At 37.8% G+C, this 23,855-nt stretch carries 20 protein-coding genes; 13 read left to right on the top strand and 7 right to left on the bottom strand.

The features are described 5' to 3' along the window. The first annotated feature begins 3 nt into the window (after positions 1 to 3). Genes F6U93_RS14220 through F6U93_RS14210 form a run of 3 tightly spaced genes read left to right on the top strand, consistent with a single transcriptional unit; the run spans position 4 to position 3,822 of the window. Positions 4 to 879, top strand: coding sequence for a cupin-like domain-containing protein (locus F6U93_RS14220; RefSeq protein ID WP_150940891.1), 876 nt, complete (start codon positions 4 to 6; stop codon positions 877 to 879). Next, on the top strand, positions 872 to 2,536 hold the full coding sequence (locus tag F6U93_RS14215; protein WP_150940890.1) for a C45 family autoproteolytic acyltransferase/hydolase: 1,665 nt from the start codon (positions 872 to 874) through the stop codon (positions 2,534 to 2,536). Before F6U93_RS14220 ends, F6U93_RS14215 begins: the two co-directional genes overlap by 8 nt. Continuing rightward, a complete protein-coding gene (locus F6U93_RS14210) occupies positions 2,533 to 3,822 on the top strand; it encodes a phenylacetate--CoA ligase family protein (RefSeq protein ID WP_150940889.1) in 1,290 nt (429 codons plus the stop codon). Before F6U93_RS14215 ends, F6U93_RS14210 begins: the two co-directional genes overlap by 4 nt. Before the next feature lie 40 nt (positions 3,823 to 3,862). Here F6U93_RS14210 and F6U93_RS14205 read toward each other — a convergent pair whose 3' ends face one another. The 5 genes from F6U93_RS14205 to F6U93_RS14185 form a co-directional block, all read right to left on the bottom strand. Continuing rightward, positions 3,863 to 4,882 carry a cytochrome-c peroxidase gene (locus tag F6U93_RS14205; protein ID WP_150940888.1) on the bottom strand — a complete coding sequence of 340 codons (1,020 nt, stop codon included), beginning with the start codon at positions 4,880 to 4,882 and terminating at the stop codon, positions 3,863 to 3,865. Between the two features lie 276 nt (positions 4,883 to 5,158). Further along, positions 5,159 to 6,031 carry an MbnP family protein gene (locus F6U93_RS14200; protein ID WP_225312724.1) on the bottom strand — a complete coding sequence of 291 codons (873 nt, stop codon included), beginning with the start codon at positions 6,029 to 6,031 and terminating at the stop codon, positions 5,159 to 5,161. 40 nt (positions 6,032 to 6,071) lie between these two features. Then, positions 6,072 to 8,057, bottom strand: coding sequence for a TonB-dependent receptor plug domain-containing protein (locus tag F6U93_RS14195; protein WP_150940887.1), 1,986 nt, complete (start codon positions 8,055 to 8,057; stop codon positions 6,072 to 6,074). After that, entirely contained in the window at positions 8,058 to 8,981 is a 924-nt protein-coding gene (locus tag F6U93_RS14190) for a hypothetical protein (RefSeq protein WP_150940886.1), read from the bottom strand. Between the two features lie 327 nt (positions 8,982 to 9,308). Then, positions 9,309 to 9,674 (bottom strand): hypothetical protein, encoded by a 366-nt coding sequence (locus F6U93_RS14185; RefSeq protein ID WP_150940885.1) that lies wholly within the window; start codon positions 9,672 to 9,674, stop codon positions 9,309 to 9,311. A gap of 234 nt (positions 9,675 to 9,908) precedes the next feature. Between F6U93_RS14185 and F6U93_RS14180 the strand changes: the two genes are divergently transcribed. From F6U93_RS14180 to F6U93_RS14165, 4 genes are all read left to right on the top strand, one after another. Then, the gene (locus tag F6U93_RS14180) at positions 9,909 to 10,616 is read left to right on the top strand and encodes a FadR/GntR family transcriptional regulator (protein WP_150940884.1); all 708 of its coding nucleotides are present in this window, start codon (positions 9,909 to 9,911) and stop codon (positions 10,614 to 10,616) included. A 301-nt stretch (positions 10,617 to 10,917) separates the two neighbouring features. Then, on the top strand, positions 10,918 to 12,135 hold the full coding sequence (gene manD / locus F6U93_RS14175; RefSeq protein ID WP_150940883.1) for a D-mannonate dehydratase ManD: 1,218 nt from the start codon (positions 10,918 to 10,920) through the stop codon (positions 12,133 to 12,135). Positions 12,136 to 12,210: 75 nt separating this feature from the next. Further along, a complete protein-coding gene (locus F6U93_RS14170) occupies positions 12,211 to 13,353 on the top strand; it encodes a Gfo/Idh/MocA family protein (RefSeq protein ID WP_150940882.1) in 1,143 nt (380 codons plus the stop codon). 10 nt (positions 13,354 to 13,363) lie between these two features. Beyond that, positions 13,364 to 15,103: a sodium:solute symporter family transporter gene (locus F6U93_RS14165; protein WP_150940881.1), complete on the top strand. Its 1,740-nt coding sequence runs from the start codon at positions 13,364 to 13,366 to the stop codon at positions 15,101 to 15,103. Positions 15,104 to 15,208: 105 nt separating this feature from the next. On the opposite strand, the gene F6U93_RS14160 is transcribed toward F6U93_RS14165, so the two are convergent. Further along, positions 15,209 to 15,952, bottom strand: coding sequence for a lysophospholipid acyltransferase family protein (locus F6U93_RS14160; RefSeq protein WP_150940880.1), 744 nt, complete (start codon positions 15,950 to 15,952; stop codon positions 15,209 to 15,211). A gap of 125 nt (positions 15,953 to 16,077) precedes the next feature. Here F6U93_RS14160 and F6U93_RS14155 point away from each other — a divergent pair, with 125 nt between their 5' ends. Continuing rightward, the gene (locus tag F6U93_RS14155) at positions 16,078 to 16,260 is read left to right on the top strand and encodes a GlsB/YeaQ/YmgE family stress response membrane protein (RefSeq protein WP_150940879.1); all 183 of its coding nucleotides are present in this window, start codon (positions 16,078 to 16,080) and stop codon (positions 16,258 to 16,260) included. A gap of 86 nt (positions 16,261 to 16,346) precedes the next feature. Then, on the top strand, positions 16,347 to 17,315 hold the full coding sequence (gene trpS, locus F6U93_RS14150) for a tryptophan--tRNA ligase (protein WP_150940878.1): 969 nt from the start codon (positions 16,347 to 16,349) through the stop codon (positions 17,313 to 17,315). 21 nt (positions 17,316 to 17,336) lie between these two features. On the opposite strand, the gene dprA is transcribed toward trpS, so the two are convergent. Then, on the bottom strand, positions 17,337 to 18,440 hold the full coding sequence (gene dprA / locus F6U93_RS14145) for a DNA-processing protein DprA (RefSeq protein ID WP_150940877.1): 1,104 nt from the start codon (positions 18,438 to 18,440) through the stop codon (positions 17,337 to 17,339). A gap of 104 nt (positions 18,441 to 18,544) precedes the next feature. Between dprA and F6U93_RS14140 the strand changes: the two genes are divergently transcribed. The 4 genes from F6U93_RS14140 to F6U93_RS14125 all read left to right on the top strand — a co-directional run bounded on the left by F6U93_RS14140 (position 18,545) and on the right by F6U93_RS14125 (position 23,738). Beyond that, positions 18,545 to 19,480: an HU domain-containing protein gene (locus tag F6U93_RS14140; protein ID WP_150940876.1), complete on the top strand. Its 936-nt coding sequence runs from the start codon at positions 18,545 to 18,547 to the stop codon at positions 19,478 to 19,480. Between the two features lie 215 nt (positions 19,481 to 19,695). Further along, the gene (locus F6U93_RS14135) at positions 19,696 to 20,274 is read left to right on the top strand and encodes a DUF502 domain-containing protein (RefSeq protein WP_150940875.1); all 579 of its coding nucleotides are present in this window, start codon (positions 19,696 to 19,698) and stop codon (positions 20,272 to 20,274) included. 213 nt (positions 20,275 to 20,487) lie between these two features. After that, positions 20,488 to 20,997 carry an acyl-CoA thioesterase gene (locus F6U93_RS14130; RefSeq protein ID WP_150940874.1) on the top strand — a complete coding sequence of 170 codons (510 nt, stop codon included), beginning with the start codon at positions 20,488 to 20,490 and terminating at the stop codon, positions 20,995 to 20,997. A gap of 290 nt (positions 20,998 to 21,287) precedes the next feature. Then, positions 21,288 to 23,738, top strand: a complete 2,451-nt coding sequence (locus tag F6U93_RS14125; RefSeq protein ID WP_150940873.1) for an arylsulfatase — start codon at positions 21,288 to 21,290, stop codon at positions 23,736 to 23,738. The last annotated feature ends 117 nt before the right edge of the window (positions 23,739 to 23,855 follow it).

Genomic DNA, 23,855 nt, shown 5'->3' with positions numbered 1-23,855 from the left:
GCTATGGGACAATTTAATACAACGCCGATCACCAGAGTAAAGAACATTAGTAAAGCAGATTTTATTAAGCATTACTACAAACCCCAGCGTCCTGTTTTAATTGAAAACCTCACTGCAGATTGGCCTGCTTTTAAAAAGTGGAACCTCGATTACATTCAAGAGCGTGCGGGTGACCAAATTGTGCCTTTATACAATAATAAACCAGCTTCTGGAAAACAGAGTGTTTACGAACCCGTAAAAAAAGTCAAACTCCGTGAGTATATCGAACTGTTAAAAACAGAACCTACAGATTTACGTATTTTCTTTTATAATATTTTAGATAGCATGCCAGAACTCCTTAAAGACTTTAGTTACCCAGATATCGGACTAAAATTCTTTAAACGTTTGCCAGCCTTATTTTTTGGTGGTGGCGAATCTAAAGTCTTTATGCATTACGATATTGACTTACCAGACAGTATGCATTTTCATTTTCATGGCCATAAAAGTGTGACTCTGTTTTCACAAGAGCAATCGAAATACCTTTATCAAATTCCGTATTCAATCCATAACCTAGAAAAAATAGATATGGATAACCCCGATTTCGAGAAATACCCAGCATTACAGTATGCCGAAGGGATTCAAGCCGAAATGAAACACGGTGATGCCCTCTTTATGCCTAGCGGTTACTGGCATTACATCAAGTATTTAGACGGCGGATTTTCAATGACACTCAGAGCATTACCTAGACGTCCTAAAGCTTTTTTAACTATGCTCTATAACGTGTTTATTATGCGCCATTTTGATAATGGGATGCGTCGTTTTAACGGACAGAAATGGTTGGATTACAAAGAGCGCCTTTCTATTAAAAAAGCCGAAAAATTGATGAAAAAACATGCCTAAAACAACCTTCAAAGCCCTTGTTTACGGTGCTATTTTACTTCTCATCACTTCTTGTGGCGTGTCCAACTCCTTAAATCATGTGCCTGACATTAGTCAGTACAACGATTCCATTCCGCAACGTACTAAAACCAATGATTCTAGTTTTGTGTTGGCAAATAGTTCGCTTAACAAAAACAAGCAAGGCCTATGGGAACTTTATGTACAAGGCGACCCTTATGAACGAGGCTTAATCACAGGCAGTCTTACAGAAGAATTATTCCAAAATCAAGAGCGCTATTTCATTTCTAAAATTGAAGATTTAGTGCCATCAAAAAGCAGTCAAAAATTTTTACGCCACTTTTTATCCTGGTACAACCGTAAAATGTATCTCCATGTACCCAACGAATTTAAAACAGAAATTTACGGCTTGTCACAATATGCCATAACTGATGTTACGGCTTTTGACAATGCATACCTAAGGGGCTTGTACTTTCATAGTGCTCATGACATTGGCCATGCATTACAAGACCTCGCTTTAGTGGGCTGCTCCTCATTTGCAGCCTGGGGTGATAAATCAGCAGACGGTCAGTTAATTATTGGTAGGAATTTTGATTTTTACGCTGGTGATGATTTCGCAAAAGATAAAATTGTGAGTTTTGTAAGTCCAACATCAGGTTACAAGTTTATGTCGGTGGCCTGGGCAGGGATGATTGGCGTAGTTTCAGGGATGAACGAACACGGCTTAACCGTGACCATTAACGCCGGAAAATCAAAAGTACCTTTAATTGCAAAAACACCAATATCTATTGTCAATCGTGAGATTTTACAATATGCCACAAATATTGAAGAAGCCATTAACATTGCTAAGAAACGTGAAGTCTTTGTTTCAGAATCTATTTTTGTAGGCAGTGCTAAAGACAATAAAGCCGTGATTATTGAAGTCTCTCCAGATAATTTCGGGGTTTATGAGGTGGAGAATGCCAATCAGTTAATTTGCTCCAATCACTTTCAAAGTGACGCTTACGCGGAAGACAAAAACAACCAAAAACATATTGAAGAAAGCCATTCCATGTACCGCTATGAGCGTATGGAGGAGCTTCTGAAGGCACACAGCAAAATCACGCCCCAAATTGCGGTTGACATATTAAGAAACAAAGAAGGTTTAAACAACAAAACTATAGGTTATGGCAATGAAAAAGCCTTGAACCAGCTCTTGGCGCATCACGCCGTGGTGTTTAAACCTGAGCAGCGCTTAGTTTGGGTGTCTTCAAACCCTTATCAACTGGGAGAGTTTGTGGCCTATAATTTAAACGAGGTGTTTGATAACCCGCAGCAAACCGGTTTTTCAAAGCAAGAGCTAACCATTGAAAAAGATCCGTTTCAGTACACCGAAACTTATAAAAATTACCAAAACTACCGTCAACTTAGAACTCAGGTCACTTCAGCCATAAACAACAAAACAGCACTTGACGATAAGGTACTCCAACAAATAAAATTAACAAATCCTGAATATTGGGAAGCTTATTATTTAGTAGGTTTGTACCAATACAACAACGGTTATTATACAGCTGCGCTAGAAGCCTTTGAATTGGCCCAAACCAAAGAAATTACTACGGTTCCAGACCGTGAAAATGTAGAAGACTATATTAAAAAATTAAAAAGAAAATTACGTTTATGATTCCAGATATAGAAAAAGCATCTTCAGCCGAAATAAAAGCATTTCAAGAAGGGCAGTTACAAACCCTACTTAATTATTTAAGTACACATTCTGCATTCTATAAACGGCTTTTTGAAACTGAGAACATAGACATCAACCAGTTAAAAACCTTAGAGGATTTAGCGAGCATTCCAACGACAACAAAAGAAGATTTACAACAGTTTAACGACGACTTTATTTGCGTGCCACGACACAAAATTATTGATTATGTAACGACTTCTGGAACCTTAGGCGAGCCCGTAACCTTTGCTTTAACCGATAATGATTTAAAACGTTTAGCACACAATGAGGCCATTTCTTTTGCCTGCGCTGGCGTAAAACAAGAGGATGTGATTCAGCTAATGACCACCATAGACCGTCGTTTTATGGCAGGACTGGCATATTTTTTGGGCGCTCGTGAACTGGGTGCTGGTATTATTAGAGTCGGAAACGGCATTCCGGAATTGCAATGGGATTCTATTAAAAAATTCAAACCCACTTACATCATTGCCGTACCTTCTTTTTTACTGAAACTTATAGAACACGCTGAAAAACAGGGCATCGATTTAAATGCTTCATCTGTAAAAGGAGCTATTTGCATTGGCGAATCCCTTCGTGAACAAGATTTTTCATTAAATATTTTATCTAAAAAGATTAAAGAAAAATGGGATATCAATTTGTTTTCTACCTACGCTTCTACAGAAATGAACACGGCGTTTACCGAATGTGAAGCCCAACAGGGTGGCCATCACCATCCAGAATTAATTATCATTGAAATTCTAGATGAAAACAATCAGCCTGTAGCTCCCAACGAATCTGGTGAACTAACGATTACAACTTTAGGAGTTGAAGGCATGCCTTTACTGCGATTTAAAACCGGTGACATTGTAAAAGCGCACCATGACCCTTGTTCCTGTGGTAGAAATACCACACGTTTAGGCCCCGTAATAGGCAGAAAGAAACAAATGATAAAGTATAAGGGTACCACTTTGTATCCGCCAGCCATGCATAACATACTGAATGATTTTAACGAGATTGAATCGTATATCATTGAGATTTCACATAACAGCATTGGTACTGATGAAATTCTGCTTAAAATTGCCACTACCAATCCAACTGATTTGTTTTTACGACGTATCAAAGATCATTTTAGAGCTAAATTAAGAGTACTTCCGAAGATAGAATTTTGTGATAGGAAGGAAATTCAAAAGATTCAATTCCCAAAAATGAGTAGAAAACCTTTAATGGTTATTGATCGCCGAGCCTAATGCTATTATTAGGCTAAAATTAAAGTTTTATTCCAATTTATTATTTTCCAATAAATTCGGAATCACTTAAGGTCTGCATAAAGGCAATCAACTGATCTTTTTCAGCTTCAGAAAGCGGAATGCGGTTGTTGTTTTCCTTTAAAATTGGATCCAGATTTTCAACATCTAAAACACCATTATCAAAATAATCAAGAACAGCTCTTAAGGTTTCAAATTGTCCGAAGCTACCATAAGGTGCGGTATGGGCAATATTCCGTAATGAGGGCACTCGAAAACGCATAAAATCTTCAGCCAAACCGGTAACACGAGCACGTCCGGCTTCTTCATGGTCTGGATTTAACGGAAAGCCTATATTTCTAAAACTTTGGTCTGTAAATAATTCTGAACTGTGACAACTTATACATTTATCCTGAAACACTTGATAACCCAAAGCTTCAGTTTCCGTAAAGGTCCCACCTGCTTCTCGAATGACTTGATCATACTTACTATTGGCCGATATTAGCGTGTATTCAAATTGTGCGATACTCTTGTAAATACCATCAGCGGTGATGCCTTCGCCATTAAATGCTTTGTTGAATAATTCAATATATTCAGGGTCTTCTTCAAGCTTGCCCATCACTTCTAAAATGGAAGAATCCATTTCAAAATGAGTGATAATAGGCACTAGGGGTTGGTTTTCTAACACACGTATGTTACCATCCCAATTAAATACCTTCATAAAAGCCATATTTTGCACGGGTGGTGTATTTCGGAGTCCGATGCGACCTTCAATACCAATCCCTTTGGCATTGTGATCGGCAAAAGCATTTTCCTGAATGTGACAACTCGCACAGGAAATACTGTTATCGGTACTAAGTTTAGTATCATGAAATAACTTTTCTCCCAATGCCACACCATACTTAGTAGGTTTGTTGGTATAAACCGAATTATTAAAGTCTGGAAACCCAAAAGGTACGTTTAGCTCGAGCTCCGGATTTTCATAAGAAACAAGAACAGTATCCTCACTGCTGCAAGCAGAAAACAAAGCAAAAAGAATAAGACTTCTGATTAAATTTTTCATTGGAAATAAAAGCTTCATGATTAAAATAGGGGTTAGTAGTTCGATGAATCTATAACGGATGTTGAAATGTGGCTTTGTAAACCCTTCAGGTTTTTGAAACCTGAAGGGTCTTATCACATCAATGATGGTGTAAACGAGAACGCTTAACAGTAAAATCCCAATCTCGACTGCCCTCGAAGACCGTTAAAAATGTGAATTGAACCGGTGTTCGAGCGGAGTCGAGAACCATATTGATTGTCAAATAATTTTCTTTATTAATTACTAACCCCAATGATTCTAGTTTTCTACTTTAGAAATAGAGAACATCCCAGTAACATCGTTAGTACCATCACCTCCAATATTATCTACATATTTAGACATAGAAACTGAAGTATGCACACTTGGTGTTGCATTTTTATCATCTAGTAAAATGGTATTGGTTTTCCCACTTAGTAAAGCATCAAAATCAGCTTCAATTACAATTTTAGGACTGTGCTCACCAACTTTAGCCATTGAAGGTAAATCTAGAGTAATTTCTCTGTAGGCATCAAAACCTGGAATATATGAACTTTCATCATCTACAGTACCTTCAACTGTGCTTCCTGAGTGGAAAGACAATGTTTTATTATCGGTATCATAGAAGCCTTCAATTTTTGTGAAACGGTATCCTGTTCCCCATTCCCAATGCATTTGCGTATCATTAGCTCCTGCTTCAGCGTAAAATTCTGGATTACTCACCTCATCTAAAGTGTTTAAATCTGAACGCACTCCTAATCCGAATATAATTTGAGTATAATCATCCGTTGGAATATCGTTTAAAACATATTCTAAAGTTTCTTCTTTAGATTGGTCAATTACTATAGCCCCTTCATCTAAATCATTCACGTTGTATGGAATTTCAGTACCATCTTCTTTAACCAAAATGATATTACTTATCACATATTTTAATTCTGAAAAATGGTGTACTTGATCTTCCACGGAAGTGTTAGTCGTAGCCTCTGCACTAGTTGCATCACCAAGCACAATGGTTTGGCCTTTAAAGGTATTGTTAAACTCTAAAGTCACATCGTTGGCCACAGGCACATCGTCGTCACTACAGGATACGAAGGCTAAAGCGATTGCAGGTAATAAAAGATACTTTTTCATGTTTTTAATAGTTTGTGTTTTCATTGTTTTTTGTGTTTAATGGTTTGTTATACTTTTTTAATTGTTATAAATTTATTTTTAATGACGTAAAAAAATTACGTCCCATTCTTGGGATATTCCCCCAGTCGGCATAGGTACTGTAGTACGTATTAAATACATTTTCGGCACCAATTTGTACGACTGTTTTGTAATTACTAATGTAAAAGCTATAATCAGCTGAAACATTTAAATTGGTGTAAGACGGTGTTTCATCTTCACCGTATTCCGGACTGTAATTCACTTGCATGGCATCACCATTTAATTCGGCTTGAAACCTGAAATCACCAAACCTATAATGTAAAGCGGTTTGGTAACTTAGCGGACGAATAAATGGCAGGTTGTTCTGGTTATCATCAAGGCCACGGGCATAGGTAAGTGTCCCATTCCAATGCAAATTATGCAGTAAGTGGTAATCGGCCTGTAATGAAAAATTAAACAGGGTGGCATAATCTAAAGAGGTATAGCCCTTCACGCCCACCGATTGATAATTCATGGGGCTTCCGGCGCTCAAAATTCTACCAATAATGTAATTCTGAATGTAGAAATAGTTCACTTTAGCCTTCACATGACCTTTGTTATGAGTGAACCCCACACTGGCATTCACTTCATAAGAAATTTCATTTTCTAAGTCGGGGTCACCTATGTAATCGTAACGGTCAAAGCTGTTATAGATGTAATAGCCGTAACCTTCAGAAACCGACGGCGCACGATGCCCGTAACCCGTACCTACAGAAACATCAAATTTACCTGGATACCATTGATAACTGGCATATAAACTAGGTAGAAATCTGGTTTTTTCCTGTGAAGCACCTGGGTGAAAAATTCTATTGAATTCAATATACTTAGAGTAGTTATAATTCACACCCATGGTACCGCCAAAATTCAAAACGCTGCTGCTAGACACATCTAAAGCATTGCTCATTGAAAGTCCAGCGTAACGTGTGGTCACCCAAGGCCAGCTGTAAGCAAACATGGTTTGTTCACTGCGGTCTTGCGGATACATGCGCATTTCAGCAATTGATAAATTATCATAAGCATTAAGCTGAATTTCGGCCGAATAATTAGCACTTTTTAGGTTTGCTTTTGAAACCAAACCATAGGTGGTACTCCAACCCGGCATGTCCATGTGTACTAAATTCTCAGGGCGCGTGGTATCGTCCATATAATGCTCTATGGCATTGTAATAGACTTTAGAATCCCAAACCTTTAGGAGTTTATTTTCAAAAAACTGCTTATAGGTTGCTGAAGTAATTAAAGCTCTTGAAAGCGACAAATCCATAGGAAGCGCTGGGTACCCCACATCTTGAGCCTTATCAAAAATGGCATCGACACGCAGGGACGACAAATCACTGGTTTTATAAGCCACTCCTAAAGAAGTATTAAACTTTGTGAATTGTGAATGATCTACCTCATCATTATTGCCATCGAAATAATCATCAGCTTTTCTATGCGACATACTAGCGTCAACCACTAATTTATCACTTGAATACGAGGCATTGGCCAGGTTAAAAAACTGTTTGTTGTTAAACTCAAAACCGGTTTGATAGGCAGCATCCCAAATATTGGCACGCCCAAAAGCAGAGCTTTTTCGCTTCAAATCAATACTTCCTGCTACTGTAGCCCCTTGTAAACCTCCTTCTTGCCCCGATTTTATATCAATTTCAGACAAGTTATTACTTTCAACATAAGCCGTTACTGGGTCCATTTTATCGGTACAAGCACCAAAAATGTGCATGCCATCAATAGTTATAATAGAACGTTCGGAACTCATATTATTCAGTAAAGGCTCCCAAGCATAAGCGCCACGCTTAATGAAACTGATACTTTCAGAAGACGCTAAAAATTCATCTACCGAAACCGCCATTTTCATATCGGTTTCAATTTTAGCCTTTTTAGCCGCAACGATTAGAACTTCGTCTAAGACCACATCTAAGCTATCGCTTTTGACTGGCTTATCCTGCGCATGAGCCCAAGTTCCTAAAACAAATATGATAAGTGTTACTAATCGCATTTAAAATAAGATATCGATATAAAGTTCGCTTTTAACCCCTTCAATACCTGGTGTGAAATCTGTTGGGACTTCGGTGCCTTTTATGGTGTTACCCTGAGCATCCTGAAAAATGAAATTCAACGTCCAATTACCTGTCATGGTATAATTCACCACCCCGTGGTAGAGTCCGTCATTTTGCTGAGTTAAATCTTCATTATTAGGTGACGAATGATTCCCCATAGAAGGTTCAGGCATTCGTGGATCTAGCAGCAAAGTATGGTCATTTACAACGGCATAGATAAACTGCGAGGGATCAGGAAAATCACCAGCGACTTGAGTAGGTTCAATGTATTTATAAACCCCCGCTACCAAATGATTTTCAGCCACATCGGGACGTTGAGGTGCTACTAGTGCGATAAAATATTGAACATTATCGTTACCGGTGAAAGCTGTCATATTCAAGTTTTTATTCACCTGTTCTTCAACTGTAATAGTTTGACTAACGGCTTGGATTTCCCCCGAAAGGGTAACCTCCATAAAAAGCTCCCAACCTGCCGTGCTACTGGTGATATCTGTAAAAACTGCATAGCCCACATAATATCCATTAGCGGTATCATAAGTGAGTTGATAGTCATGCGGACAAGAAGACTGTTTCCCATTAGCATCGGTCAAAATGGGTAAAAAAGTAACTGCTGCGTTACTCAGCTCTTCTTGCGATTGTGCATGCTCAAGAGTTACATGAATTTCATTATAACCTTTGTAAAGCGTCCCGTTTAATGCTTCGATAGTTAAATTATAATCACCAGTATTTATGGTGCTTACTTCTTCAAAATCGAAATATTCGGTAGTATCTGTAGCAATTTCAGCTTCATAGTCTGTTTTTTCTACAGTACAAGAAACCGCAACCACACTAATAGCCAGTAGCAAATAATTTGAATATTTCATGATTTAAAAACCTGTTTACCTCTGCATATTACACAGCATGACGGTGCTACAATGCAATCAATTTATGACGAACAACACTTTGGATCACTCCTAGAGTTAATTAACGTAAATACTCATGAAAACCGATTTTTTCAAAACAACTTAAACCTGAATTTGCGAAGAAAATCATGTTTAAAATAGCCAAAAAACAGATTTCAAAGTATGAAAAATGTGGGTGGGTGTAGTTTTAAAAAGCATGCCGTGATATGCAGCATCGTGCTAATACAAGCAAAGACTGCTTCCAATGCGAACATTGGTAGTGCATACATACTTAAAAACTAATTGGTATTAAACCTGAGGTGGGTGAAAAACAGCATCTAGATTTAAATAAGAATATTCTTGATTATAATCTGTAGATATGGCGTTTTTACTGAAGTAAACGCATGGTGGAGGCAATTGATTAACAATATCCTGATAAAAAACAACGGTGGTTTCAAAACTTACGAGTTTTTCATCATTTCCGTTATCTGGTGCTTCAGAAGCTTTAGCCATTTCTTTAGCTAAGTGACACTTACCGTTACACTGCATTTCAACTATTTCTTTGTTTTCACAAAGTTCATTTTTTATATAATCGTAGAAAACAACATAGTCAACCAATGGAAGCACTGGCTTAACAAGTAGAAATACCGCTAAAAAAAGGGTTGCTGTTTTCACGCTGCGAATTTCTAGCTTTTTTTTAAAACTTCCTAATTATCGGGTGTTAAAGGTTAGTGGTAACTACAAAATGTAATTATCTGAAACACTGATTTTTATAACCTTTTCGCTTCTAAAGAACATAAGACAAAAACAGTATAACCTCATAATTGTTTACGGGTTTCCCGTATATTCACAGGCTTCTCATTCAATTTTTTCGTAATTTTATCCCAACCTAACCACCAAAATACATACATGAAGCCCGTAAGGATAAAAGACAATATCGAGGTCCATAATTTGGTCATTTCTAAAATTAGAGATTACATCGAATTACGAAACTTAGCGCCAGGCGATAAATTACCATCGCTGCGTAGCTTGTGTGACACCCTTCAGGTAAGTCGAAGAAATGTTGATGAAGCCATTCAAAAATTAGAGCAATACGGTTTAATAAAATCGGTGCCTCAGGCTGGGATTTTCATCAATACCGGTCGCGTCCTTTTTATGGCGATTATCAATGGTATTTTAAGTTTAGGTGAAGATGATTTTCTATCAGTGGTTGAGTCACGACTCATGCTAGAAAATAAAGCAGTGTTTTTGGCGGCAACACGTCGAACAGATGAGGATTTGGTTGAAATGGAAGATATTCTTGACCGCTACAAATCTAAAATCTTAAGTAAAGAAGATGCTTTACAGGAAGACCTTCTGTTTCACCTAGCTATAGCCAAAGCCAGTAAAAACACGACGATTTACGCCATGATGTTGCAAATTATGCCGAAAATAATTGGCATTTTTGAAAAAACCAGAGTGCGTGATGAAGAAGGTTTTAATTATGAAGTCAATAAGCACGACAACATTTTTAACGCCATTAAAAACAAAGACGCCGAACAAGCAATTAAAGCCATGGAATTCCATTTTGAACTCCTTATTGAATTTTGTAACGATTTTAAACAGCGGGTAGTTTAGTTTCACTTCTTTTGGTATCATGGTTTCGTAATACCTTATATTTTACCCAAAAATCTTAAGTCTAATATTTCTTAGATGACAATGATTCACTCCTATTTCTAAGAATTTACATAGAGAATTCATAGAAATTTTTAGCATAGCATATTAATTTTATTATATTTGGTGCACCAGTTTGGTTTACCAATATAGTGCAGCAAATTGTATTCTTTAGCTTATGATTTAAGGGCGCCATAAAATGAATACCTTTATAAAAAAAGGTATATTAATAAAATAAACTCTGAGCAACTAAAAATTGGTTGAAATGAAAATTAAAGAAATAAAAGTATTTGTTTGTTGTCCTGGCAGAAATTTTGTCACTATAAAAGTCATTACAGAAGACGCTACCTACGGCATTGGTGATGCCACCGTAAACGGCAGAGAAATGGCGGTAGTCGCCTATCTAGAAGAACATGTAATTCCATGCTTAATCGGCAAAGATGCCCAACAGATAGAAGACATTTGGCAATACCTCTACAAAGGGGCCTATTGGCAAAATGGCGCCATAAGCATCGCGGCCATTTCGGCTATAGATATGGCACTTTGGGATATTAAGGGCAAAATCGCTGGACTCCCGGTTTACCAATTATTAGGCGGAAAAAGCCGTAAAGCAGTAACTGTTTACGCCCATGTAAACGGTGAGACCGTAGATGATGTGCTTAACAATTTAGAAGTCGCCATTGACCAAGGTTATAAAGTGGCCCGATTGCAATGTACCATTCCTGGGATTGCTGGCACTTACGGTACTTTAGGCAAAAAGAAGAATTACTACGAATTACAAGGAGACAGACCGCTACCTCCAGAACACGGATGGTCTACTACAAAATACCTCAATTTTATTACTGAATTATTTAAACAAGCCCGTGAACGCTTTGGTTACGATATCGAATTGTGTCATGACGTCCACAGCCGATTAACACCCATTGAGGCGGTACAATTAGGTAAAATGTTAGAACCCTATCGTTTAAAATTTCTTGAAGACCCCGTCACTTATGAAAACACCGACGGCTATCAAGTGATTAGAAACCAAACCGCCATGCCTTTAGCTCTTGGTGAAAAATTCAATACCATTTGGGATGCCAAACCCTTTATTGAAAACCAAACCATAGATTTTGTAAGAACCGCAGCAACTCATGGTGGTGGCATCACAGCCTTAAAAAAGCTAGCCGATTTTGCGGCGCTTTACCATGTTAGAATGGCACCTCATGGCGCTCCAGATTTATCGCCAATTTGTTTTATGGCACACATGCACCTCGATTTATGGGCACCTAATTTCGGAGTTCAAGAATTTATTGGCTTTGGAACCTCAACCCTTAACGAGGTTTTTAAGTATAAAGCCGAATTAAAAGATGGTAGCATTCACATTGAAGATGTACCTGGTATTGGCGTTGACTTTGATGAAGCTGCCGCTGAAAAGTATCCGTATAAACGTTCTTATCTGCCCGTAACCCGACTAGAAGATGGTACACTTTGGAGCTGGTAATCACAACATCAATCATAAAAACATCACATAAGAAGCCTTTTCGCTTCTGAAATCATCAATAAAAAACGAAAACCCATGAATAGCACATTAAAAGTACTTATTTCTGGAACTGGATTTGCCGGTCAAGGTCACGCCGATGCCTTTCGAGCCGCTGGCGTCAAAGTGGTTGGTATCGTTGGGAGAACCCCAAAAGTAGTAGAAGAAGTGGCGCTAAAAAAAGGCATTTCCTATTATGGCACGAACTGGCAACAAGCCTTGGAAGATTGTAAACCTGATATTGTTTCTATAGCCACACCCGGTGGCGCCCATTACGAAACCATCACGCAAGCTATTAATTATGGTTGTCACGTGTTTAGTGATAAACCATTAACGCATAACGGCGAAACTGCGATAGCACTCTATGAGTTAGCAGAAAAGAAACAGGTAAAAACCGCCTTTGCGTCGAGTTTCCGGTATATGCCTCATATCCTTCACGCCAAACAACTTATTGCTGATGGGGCTATAGGTGAACCTACCGAAGTAGAATGCATGTCACACTTTAATTTAGAACGTGATATTCCCTTTGGTTGGTCGCACCGCAAGGAAGATGGCGGCGGAAGACTCAACAATAACTTCACCCATATGATGTCTATTGTTACCTCTGTCATTGGTGAAAACATTTTGTCGATTATCGGGGAAGTTCGCGATGATCTTGGAAAAGCCCCTATTGTTGAAGGCGTGCATAATTTTAAAACTCGACGTGATTTTATACCTAAAGATTTAAACGACCCCACCCTAAAATGGGGCGAGAGTAACGTAGAATGGTCGTATACCGTTATGGCGCAACTAGAAAGTCAGATTGCAACAAAACCTGTATCGGTGCTTTTTAAACACGGCGGATTGAACCCTCGTTTTAATGAAGACCATATCGTTTTTTATGGCACTAAAGGCGCAATCTATATTAAAGGTCATTATGGTATGGGCCCATTATATTTATGGGACGATTCTAAAACTTGGAACGAGCAAGCATTACCCCAAGACATTGTTGACAATCAACCGCAAGTTGATGGCGATACCGAACGTAACTGGCATTACCTCGTGAGAGAATTTGTAAAAGACATTAAAGGTGAAAACGTTGCGCCGTATCAATCTTTTAAAGACGGCAGCCTGTACCAGCAACTTATCGATTTGATTAGAGAAAATAACAACTGGACCGATGTTCGTCATCTTCAACACTAAAAACTAAAGCATGTTTTACGACTATCTCGTAATCGGAATTTACTTTATTTTAATACTAGCCATTGGCGTGGTATTTTCCCGAATGGCTAGTAATTCTACAAGTGACTATTTTCGTGGTGGTGGTAGAATGCTTTGGTGGATGGTTGGGTCTAGTGCTTTTATGGCGCAATTTTCGGCAGTAACTTTTACTGGTTCGGCAGGAAAAGCCTTTGCTGATGGTTTTGCCATTTGTGCCGTTTATCTGGGGAATACCTTTGCCTATTTTTGTGGTTGGGCCTATTTTACGCATCGCTTTAGACAAATGCGAGTTGACACCCCAACCGAGGCCATAAAAAGACGGTTTGGCCCTGAAAACGAACTCTTCTTTTCATGTGCTTTAATTGTTTTTTCATTTCTTAATGCTGGTGTCTGGCTTAATGCTTTGGGCGTTTTTACCAGTGCTGTTTTTCAAACCGATTTAAGTTTAACCATTGTAGCCATAGGACTCACCGTATTATTCGTATCGGTACTCTCAGGAGCTTGGGGCGTTGTCGCTTCAGATTTTGTACAAACCTTAGTAGTGGCTGTAGTATCAGTAGCCTGCGCTATCGTAGCACTTGTAAAAGTAGGAGGGCCAGCGAATATGATTGAAAATTTCCCTGGTGGCTTTCTTATTGGTCCGAATATGAATTATCCTTTAATTCTCTTCGGAACCTTTATTTTCTTTCTTCCAAAACAAGTCATTACGGTTATGAATCTACACGATTCCTTTCGTTGGTTGAATGCTAAAGATTCGTTTAACGCACGAAAAGCCGCTTTATTAGCCATGACTTTAATGGGCGTTGGTACCATTATTTGGTTTATTCCACCTTGGGCAGCAGCCAGTATTATGCCGGATGCTGTTGCGGGTTATTCTGAACTTGGTAATAAAGCAGGAGATGCCATTTATCTAGAATTTGCCCGAAATATCATGCCTGTTGGAACCGCTGGTTTGCTCATGGCAGGATTATTTGCCGCAACCATGTCTTCCATGGACTCAGCGCTTAATAAAAATGCAGGTATTTTTGTGAGAAGTATTTACCAACCCTTTCTTGCTAAGCGTAAAAGAGTTAGTAACGACAAGAAATTATTACATATTAGTAGATTGGTGAGCACCATTAGCGGTCTGGGGGTTATTGCTGTAGCTTGGTGGTTCGCCTCACTTAAGGAGCTGAGTTTATTTGAATTGATGATGTCGGTTTCTACCATGGTTCAAGTACCTATGATGATTCCTTTGGTATTCGGAATTTTCATTAAGAAAACACCAAAATGGGCACCTTGGGCAACCATTGTACTCGGGCTTTTCGTGTCTTGGCTAGTGATGAATGTCTTTACAGCTGATGTTGTAGGTTCTTTATTCGGCATTGACGCACTCACCAACCGAGAAACCATTGATATGAATATCATCCTTATGGTGGCTTCGCATGTATTTGTTACTGGTGGATTTTTCTGCTTCACGGCTTTATTTTACAGTGAAAAACGCGATACCCATAGTGAAGAAACCAAACGTTTCTTTAAAGATTTTGAAACACCTTTCATCTCAGATGCTCAACAAAGTGATTTTGACCGTCAGCAACGCAATAAACTAGGAGGTATGGTTTTAGTGATGAGTGCAGGTATTCTTCTGATGGCGCTAATTCCAAATCCGCTTTGGGGTCGCCTCATGTTTGTTATTTGCGCCCTTCTTATTTTCAGTATTGGCTATTTATTAAAACGAAGTTCTAAAATTTAGGCTGTTAACTCTGGTATTAAAGCTTCGGTTAACGGCAAATCAGCGTGTATTATAGTAATCTAACTTGAACGGTGTTCGAGACGAATAGCAACTACTGCAACGTAACTACCTATCAGGGTTGAAAACCTTCAATTGCCTCAGAATAACCCCTCGTGCCTGAGCATTTAAGGTTTTAGTATCTTCAATAGTGAGACCTTTTGTTGGAATAAACTTATGGATTTTAACCCGCATACGTCCTGGTCCTCCGCTAAAAAACGTATAAGATAAACGCTTCTTATTATCGCCAAAGGTTAAAGGTACTACAGGAATTTGATGGTTAATGGCCAACCTAAAAGCACCATCTTTAAAGCTATCTAATTCGATATGCTCTTCAGGCACACCGCCTTCAGGAAAAATACAGATACTTAATCCCGCTTGTAGCCGTTTTTGCGCTCTTAAAAATACAGCATGCCTGCTTTTCGCAGAACTTCTATCCACCAAAATACAGGTTCGTTTATAGAAGAACCCGAAAAGTGGAATTTTAGCCAGCTCAGCCTTCCCCACAAAAACAAAAGGACTTTTTACTGAGACCAACATGAGCATGATATCGGCCATAGAGGTGTGGTTGGCTATAAACATATAGCTTTTTCCTTTTTCTGGTTTTTGTTCACGTTTGATATGATACGCGAATCCCATACCTATTAAAATAAATTTTGACCAAATACGTGCTAGCCTAAAAAAGAAAGGATACCAAGACTCCTTTAAAATAGAAATTACTAAAATGGGAAACATCACTAGGATAGGTAAAACCACCAAAATGTAAAAATAGATGCGGTAGAGTGTCCAGAAAATGTATTTCAGAATTTTCATAAGCATCAAAAATACTATTATAATTTGACTATATTTAAGCCTAACCAATTATTAAAAATATAAATTAGGGATTACTGTACGCTCTATTAATTGGTGCAATTGCCGGCTGGTTAGCTGGAAACCTTATGAAAGGTGGTGGTTTTGGACTACTCGTTAACATCATTATTGGTATTATTGGTGGTATTGTTGGAAATTGGCTATTTGGTGCACTGGGTGTATCAATTATGGATGGCTTTATTGGCGATGTTATTACTGGTGCCATTGGTGCCTCGGTGATATTATTTATTGCCAGCTTGTTTAAAAAATAAACCATTTCTATCTTATTTAAAAAAGTGGCAGCTGCCACTTTTTTTATTGGCGAAGTTATCTTTAAATTTGCGCTTTACGAAAAACTATGGCAAGAATACTTACAGGCATTCAAAGTACAGGAATACCACATTTAGGAAACATATTAGGAGCACTAATTCCAGCGATTAAAATGGCTAACGATCCTAAAAATGAATCGTTTTTATTTATAGCAAACCTGCACACCTTAACACAAATTAAAGATGCAGAAACCTTAAGAGCAAATACTTATGCGGTAGCAGCGACTTGGCTTGCTTTCGGACTAGATATTGAAAAAACAGTATTCTACAGACAAAGTGATGTGCCTCAAACCACTGAGCTTTCTTGGTATTTAAGCTGCTTCTTCCCATACCAACGTTTAACCCTAGCACACAGTTTTAAAGATAAAGCAGATCGCTTGGAAGACGTTAACGCCGGACTTTTCACCTACCCCATGCTTATGGCGGCCGATATTTTATTATACGACGCCAATATCATTCCGGTTGGAAAAGACCAGTTACAACATATTGAAATGACGCGTGACGTCGCCTCTCGTTTCCATGCAAAAATGGGTGAGGTTTTTGTGTTGCCGGAAGGGAAAATTCAGGAAAACACCATGCTTATTCCAGGTATTGACGGTGAAAAGATGAGTAAAAGTAGAAATAATACGATCAACATCTTTTTAAACGATAAAAAGCTTCGCAAGCAAATTATGGGGATTCAAACCGATAGCACAGCCCTAGAAGACCCCAAGGATTGGAAAACTTGTAACTGTTTTGCCATTTATAAGCTTTTAGCCGATGACGCTCAAATAGAAACCATGAAAGCCAATTATGAAAATGGCAATTATGGTTACGGACACGCAAAGCAAGCTTTATTCGAATTGATTGTAGAGAAATTTGCAACCGAACGCGAGCGCTTTGCTTATTACATGGATAACCTAGAAGAAATTGACAAAGCTTTAGCTATTGGTGCTGAAAAAGCACAAGCCGTAGCCCATGATGTTTTAGACCGTGTACGCGCTAAAATTGGTTTTTAAACATTCCTGCGAAAGCGGGAATTAAATAAGTTCAAACAACTTGCCCGGTAAAGGCCGCACCACACCTTTTAATTCCATAGACAATAACAAACTGGCGACTTTAAAAATAGGCAACTCACAGTGCAAGGCTATACTATCAAGTTGCTGCTGTTCTAAATCTTTCAAGTAGTTAAAAATGAGTTTTTCGGAAGCGTCTAACTCTACAAAAAGTTGTTTTTGCACGGCGGGTTTACTCACATCTTCCAGTTCCCAATTTAAAATATAGGGCACATCTAGAGGCGTGGTGAGCATATGTGCTTTTTGATGTTTAATTAAATTATTACAGCCAATACTTTGGCTATCGGTTGGTCTTCCAGGAACGGCAAAAACATCTCGGTTATAGGAGTTAGCAATATCAGCCGTCACGAGACTGCCGCCTTTTTCAGCCGATTCGATAACGACCGTCGCAGAACTCAATCCGGCAATTACCCGATTTCGTTTTAAAAAATTATTTCTATCAAAGCTATCGGTACTCCAAAAATCGGATAGAAAGCCCCCATTTTTCTCCATATCAACCATATATTTTTTATGAACCTTAGGGTAAATTTGATTGAGGCCATGTGCTAAACAAGCCACCGTTTGCAAATCGTGCTTCATGGCTGCTTTGTGCGCTGTAATATCAGTACCATAAGCAAAACCAGAAACAATTATGGGATTATAAACCGTGAGTTGTTCAATTAAGTCTTCACAAAAAGCAACCCCGCTGGTTGTAATTTTTCGTGTACCAACAATACTAATAATCGGTTGTTTGCTTAAATCTATATGCCCTGATTGGAATAATAAGATAGGTCCATCAATGCAATGCTTTAATTTTTCAGGATAATTGTCCTCTTCAAAATAACTGACTTTGATGTTGTTTGAGGCTATGAATTTCATTTCATTTTCGGCATCCTTCAAATGATGAGATTTAGACAATTCCTTTAAAACCACTTGCCCAATACCATCTATCTTAAGTAAATTTTGCTTTTTCTCTTTTAAAACCGCTTCGGCAGAACCACAATGCGCGATTAGTTTTTTAGCTGTGATATCGCCAATATTAGGAACATGCTGTAAAGCTAATGCATAAAGCAACTCAATTTCTGTCATTCTATCTCATTGATTTTTAAACTAAAGTAAAATATTTTTCATTCTGTTAATAAAAAGTTAAGCGTAAATTTCATCTAAACTTATAATTTTATAACTTTGAACTTATGCAACTAGAAACATACATAAGCGATTTACTCTATAGATATGAGTGTGTTACCATTCCTGAGTTTGGTGCATTTTTAACACAATCTGTATCGGCAACGATTAATGCTGACACCAATACTTTTCATGCTCCAAAAAAAGTAGTGTCTTTTAATGAGCAAATTCAGCAAAATGATGGTTTGTTAGCCAGTTATATTGCTGATGTTGAGAAAATCCCTTTTGAAGTTGCAAACAAAAAAATAGCAAAACGCGTTAGGCTGATTAAATCTTATTTAACGGAAGGTGAAACCTTAACGTTTAAAAACATTGGTGACATTGTTTTAAACAAAGAAGGTAAGGTTTTATTTGAACCAACCTATCAGTTAAATTACTTAACCGATGCTTTTGGATTAACCCAATTGTCTTCGACCGAAGTTAAGCGTGAAGTTTACAAGCGAGAAGCTGAAAAAATTGAAAAAGTAGTTCCTATTTCAGTAACTCCTGAAAAGCGTGCTTCTAGATCTTACTTAAAATATGCTGCAGTTGCCTTAATTGCCTTAACTTTAGGTGGGTTTGGTGCTTCTGAATTTTATGTAAATCAAGTTGAAACACACAATCAAATTGCACAAGAAGAAGCTGAAAAACAATTGGATACTAAAATTCAGCAAGCTACTTTTAACTTAAATCCACTTCCAGCCGTAAAACTAAACGTGACCAAGCAAACAGGCAATTATCACATTATTGCTGGTGCATTTCGCGTTGAAGAAAACTGCGATAAAATCATTAAAGGCCTTAAGGTTGATGGTTTTAAAGCTAGAAAAATTGGCGTAAACAAGTATGGCTTGCACCAAGTAGTTTATGCAAGTTATGAAGACCGCTTAGAAGCATTACGAGCACTACGCACTATTAAAAGAACGCATAATTCTGATGCCTGGTTGTTAGTGAAGGAATTAGACTAGAACAAATACGCATATAAATACAAGGTTAGTTTCTTTAGAAGCTAACCTTTTTTTATACAAAAAAGTTAAATACATTCAGGTGATAAGAAAACAACAAAATGTCATGCAGAAAACTCATAATGAATAAGTTGATCAAATCGTAACAAACTGAATTTTTTTATTTATTTTTAATTTAGCAGTAAAATATCGTTAATAAAAAAAAAAAAAACCACCACATGAGAAATTACAAAAAACGACTAGAAAAACCACGTAATAAAATTATAAGCGGTTTGATGTATTTATTGCCCTTGTTTGTTCTATTTGTGATTGTCGAAAAATTCTGGTACAAAATTCATCACCTTGGAAAATTTATTGCCCACAATTTACATTTGGATGCCTTCCTTGGTAAATATTCTATCACCATCACAACAGGAGTCCTCATACTCGTCATTTTTTACGTTTTTGGTTTTCTAGCAACCCTACCGCGATTTATGAAGTTTTACAATTGGTTTGAAGGCATGTTGTTAGATGTTATTCCAGGATACAGTAAATATAAAAACGATTTAGAAAATAAAATAAGTCCGAAACCAGACAACCGCATTCCTGTATTAGTTAGCACCGCCATGGGCGACAAACCGGGGCTTCTCATTGAAGAAAAAGAAGAAAACTCGGTGGTATTCTTTCCTAGCACAACCAATGCTTTAGAAGGCGAAGTTTTGGTAGTCCATAACCAAACAATCAAAAAAATTGATTTGGATGCAAAAACCTTTCTACTTATAATGAAAAAACAAGGTAAAGGATTGCCATTGTCTTAGGGGGTATTATTTTATTATTAAGGTTTACAAAATAGTGACAACTATTTACTTAGTTCCTTTTAATAGGAATTATTAAAAAAATTAACATTTTTCTGCTGTTTGTTATCAATTAAGTCTTCATTCCTTATTACAAGTTGGTAAAAAGCCAATACCACAGAAAATGGACTAAATAAAATCGTTTAAACGCTGTACCTTTGCCTTTAAAAGTTAGAAATGAACGCTAAAGCACCTCAAGAATCTAGAACAATAATGACAGACTTGGTTTTACCAAGTGAGACTAATCCTTTAAATAATTTATTTGGGGGTGAATTATTAGCTAGAATGGATCGTGCTGCCGCCATTTCAGCCAGACGCCATAGCCGCCGTATTGTGGTTACGGCTTCGGTAAATCACGTGGCTTTTAATAGCGCGGTTCCTTTAGGCAGTGTCGTGACGGTAGAAGCTAAAGTGTCACGTGCATTTAGAACATCCATGGAAGTCTTTATTGATGTTTGGATTGAAGATCGTGAATCTGGAGCACGTACCAAAGCCAATGAAGCCATCTATACCTTTGTAGCTGTTGATGAAACCGGGCGCCCAGTAGCGGTTCCTGAGGTCCTTCCAGAAACCGACCTAGAAAAAGAACGTTTTGCGGCCGCTTTACGCCGTAAACAATTGAGCTTACTACTTGCGGGAAAAATAAAACCTCAAGATGCTACCGAATTAAAAGCTTTATTTGAATAAAGTTGTTTAATTCTATTTTTGAAATTCAGGAGTCGGGTCGTAACACGATCTATGCTAATAAACCCCTAAAAAGCAGTTTTATTTAAGACCGCAGGCCTAGTATGGCGTCTATTCATAAATTAACACCTCTTCCAACTACTCGCGCCAAGCAAAGGCACTATTATTTTTATATTAAATTTTGTCTTTTTCAAGCCCAATTTCAAATAAAAACAAAGTAAGATACTATATTTTAGTACCTTGTAATAAAAACAATTATCCATTTAAATAAATTTAAACAAAAACCAACCCTTATGAAAAATGTTTTTAAACCGTACTTAATCCCTTGTATTTTACTTTTGGGCTTAAGTTTATTTCAAGGTTGTAATTCAGCTGGCGACTCCAAAGACCCTTCGTCTTCAAAGGCAGAAAGTACAACCGACACCCCTGAATTCAAAGGTAAAATTGCCTTAGATGTTCGAGATTCTGAACCAGATTGGGGACCTTATACCGACAAGAAAGCTCCTGAAGGGGCACCTAATATTTTATTTGTATTATATGACGATACAGGACTAGGAGCATGGTCTCCTTACGGAGGAGCCATTAACATGCCTACCATGGATAGATTGGCCGCTAATGGTTTAACTTATACACAATGGCATACTACAGCATTATGTTCACCAACACGTTCTACGATATTAACAGGTAGAAATCACCATTTAAACGGAATGGCAGCAATTACAGAAACTGCAGACGGGTTTCCTGGCGCTAATGGTAAAGTTCCTGCGAGCTGTGTTCCTTTTGCACAAATACTTCAGGACAACGGTTGGAGTACATTTTGGTTAGGTAAAAACCATAACGTTTCAGAGACTGACATTGCACCAGGTGCTACAAGAGCACATTGGCCTACTCAAAATGGCTGGGATCGTTTTTATGGCTTTTTAGGAGGAGAAACTAACAATTGGTACCCTGATTTAGTAGAAGACAATCACTTTATAGAGGCACCAACTACTCCAGAGGAAGGCTATCACTTATCAAAAGACCTAGCAGATCAAGCCATTACAATGCTACGTAATAAAAATGCTTCAAATCCATCAAAACCTTTTTACCTATGGTTTAACCCTGGTGCTAATCATGCACCCCACCATTCTCCTGCAGAATATACGGCTAAATACAAAGGTAAGTTTGACCAAGGGTATGATGCTTACCGTGAGTGGGTTGTTGAGCGTATGAAATCAAAAGGTATTTTACCTGAAGATACAGATATGGTCGGGTTTAATCCCCTTCCAGAAAATATTGCTAATCCAGCAGATTATGTACGCCCATGGGATCAGTTAAATGACGATCAGAAAAAACTCTTCGCAAGAATGGCAGAAGTATACGCCGGCTTTAGTGAGTACACAGATGCTCAAGTAGGGCGAATTATAGATTATTTGGAGGAAACAGGTCAATTAGAAAACACTATCGTACTATATGCTGCGGATAATGGTGCTTCAGGAGAAGGAAGTCCGGATGGTTCTGTAAATGAAAATAAATTCTTTAACGGTTATCCAGATGAGTTAGAAGAAAACTTAAAATATATGGATGTATTAGGAGGACCAGACACCTATAACCATTATCCAACAGGTTGGGCAGCCGCATTTTCTGCACCGTTTAAAATGTTTAAACGTTATTCTAATTATGCTGGAGGAACAAATGACCCACTAGTTATTTCATGGCCTAAAGGTATAAAAGCTAAAGGTGAGATTAGACACCAATATCATCATTCGGTAGACATTGTACCTACCCTTCTAGAAGCCTGTGGTATAGAAATGCCAAAGGAATATAACGGAGTTAAACAAACACCGCTTTCGGGTAAATCGATGTTATACACATTTGATGCAGAACCAAATGGTAAGACCCAAAAAGACGTACAGTATTATGCTATGTTGGGCACGAGAGGTGTTTGGAAAGACGGTTGGAAAGCTGTAGCCGTACATGCACCTTTAACTGGGAAAGGTAATTTTGATAAAGATGAATGGGAACTGTATCATGTTGATGTTGATAGATCTGAAACTCACAATCTAGCAGCGGAATACCCAGAAAAATTAGAAGCATTAAAAAAGGAATGGTTTAATCAAGCAGAGATTAACAAAGTATTACCTTTAGATGATAGGTCAGCAGCAGAAATTCTAACTATTGAAAGACCTGCTGAAGAAGAACCTAAAGACCGTTATATATACTACCCAGGCACAGCTCCTGTACCTGAAGGTGTTGCTGTAAATATAAGAGGACGTGATTATAAAATTTTAGCTAACGTAGAGCTAGATAAAAAACCTTCTGGTGTAATATTTGCACATGGATCGCGATTTGGAGGACATTCATTGTTTATCAAAAACAATAAATTATATTATACTTATAATTTCTTAGGTATCGAAGAGCAAACTTTTATTTCTAATACCACTTTAAAACCTGGTAAATACACTTTAGGTATGGAGTTTACGCGCGAAAAAGCAGGTGAGCACGGAGAGTCTTTAGGCCAAATGAAACTGTATATTAATGATCAGGTTGTAGCTGAAGGTCCTATGAAAACGCAGCCAGCTAAATTTACCCTTTCAGGTGATGGTTTATGTGTTGGATACGATAGTGGAGATACTGTAAGTAAGCACTATAAATCACCTGGAGAGTTTGAAGGTGGAACTATTGGAGGTGTTGCAGTATCCGTAGAAGGTGAACCATATAGAAACCTTGAGGCTGAAGCCAGGCGTATGTTAATGAGTCATTAATCATTTCGTATAACTATAAAACAAAACAGGTCTAGATTTACTTCTAGGCCTGTTTTTTTATTTGAGATTTTTCTTAAGTATAAATTAATAATACCTAAACGACTAATTATATGTTTA

This window comes from Pseudotamlana haliotis, assembly GCF_008806375.1.
GTDB classification, from domain to species: domain Bacteria; phylum Bacteroidota; class Bacteroidia; order Flavobacteriales; family Flavobacteriaceae; genus Pseudotamlana; species Pseudotamlana haliotis.
This window is presented reverse-complemented; position numbering and strand designations above follow the sequence as displayed.

Bases quoted from the DNA above. Each gene is read 5' to 3' on its own strand.
- F6U93_RS14220 (WP_150940891.1), top strand. From the start codon at position 4: ATGGGACAATTTAATACAACGCCGATCACCAGAGTAAAGAACATTAGT.
- F6U93_RS14215 (WP_150940890.1), top strand. From the start codon at position 872: ATGCCTAAAACAACCTTCAAAGCCCTTGTTTACGGTGCTATTTTACTT.
- F6U93_RS14210 (WP_150940889.1), top strand. From the start codon at position 2,533: ATGATTCCAGATATAGAAAAAGCATCTTCAGCCGAAATAAAAGCATTT.
- F6U93_RS14205 (WP_150940888.1), bottom strand. From the start codon at position 4,882: ATGAAAAATTTAATCAGAAGTCTTATTCTTTTTGCTTTGTTTTCTGCT.
- F6U93_RS14200 (WP_225312724.1), bottom strand. From the start codon at position 6,031: ATGAAAACACAAACTATTAAAAACATGAAAAAGTATCTTTTATTACCT.
- F6U93_RS14195 (WP_150940887.1), bottom strand. From the start codon at position 8,057: ATGCGATTAGTAACACTTATCATATTTGTTTTAGGAACTTGGGCTCAT.
- F6U93_RS14190 (WP_150940886.1), bottom strand. From the start codon at position 8,981: ATGAAATATTCAAATTATTTGCTACTGGCTATTAGTGTGGTTGCGGTT.
- F6U93_RS14180 (WP_150940884.1), top strand. From the start codon at position 9,909: ATGAAGCCCGTAAGGATAAAAGACAATATCGAGGTCCATAATTTGGTC.
- manD (WP_150940883.1), top strand. From the start codon at position 10,918: ATGAAAATTAAAGAAATAAAAGTATTTGTTTGTTGTCCTGGCAGAAAT.
- F6U93_RS14170 (WP_150940882.1), top strand. From the start codon at position 12,211: ATGAATAGCACATTAAAAGTACTTATTTCTGGAACTGGATTTGCCGGT.
- F6U93_RS14165 (WP_150940881.1), top strand. From the start codon at position 13,364: ATGTTTTACGACTATCTCGTAATCGGAATTTACTTTATTTTAATACTA.
- F6U93_RS14160 (WP_150940880.1), bottom strand. From the start codon at position 15,952: ATGAAAATTCTGAAATACATTTTCTGGACACTCTACCGCATCTATTTT.
- F6U93_RS14155 (WP_150940879.1), top strand. From the start codon at position 16,078: ATGAAAGGTGGTGGTTTTGGACTACTCGTTAACATCATTATTGGTATT.
- trpS (WP_150940878.1), top strand. From the start codon at position 16,347: ATGGCAAGAATACTTACAGGCATTCAAAGTACAGGAATACCACATTTA.
- dprA (WP_150940877.1), bottom strand. From the start codon at position 18,440: ATGACAGAAATTGAGTTGCTTTATGCATTAGCTTTACAGCATGTTCCT.
- F6U93_RS14140 (WP_150940876.1), top strand. From the start codon at position 18,545: ATGCAACTAGAAACATACATAAGCGATTTACTCTATAGATATGAGTGT.
- F6U93_RS14135 (WP_150940875.1), top strand. From the start codon at position 19,696: ATGAGAAATTACAAAAAACGACTAGAAAAACCACGTAATAAAATTATA.
- F6U93_RS14130 (WP_150940874.1), top strand. From the start codon at position 20,488: ATGAACGCTAAAGCACCTCAAGAATCTAGAACAATAATGACAGACTTG.
- F6U93_RS14125 (WP_150940873.1), top strand. From the start codon at position 21,288: ATGAAAAATGTTTTTAAACCGTACTTAATCCCTTGTATTTTACTTTTG.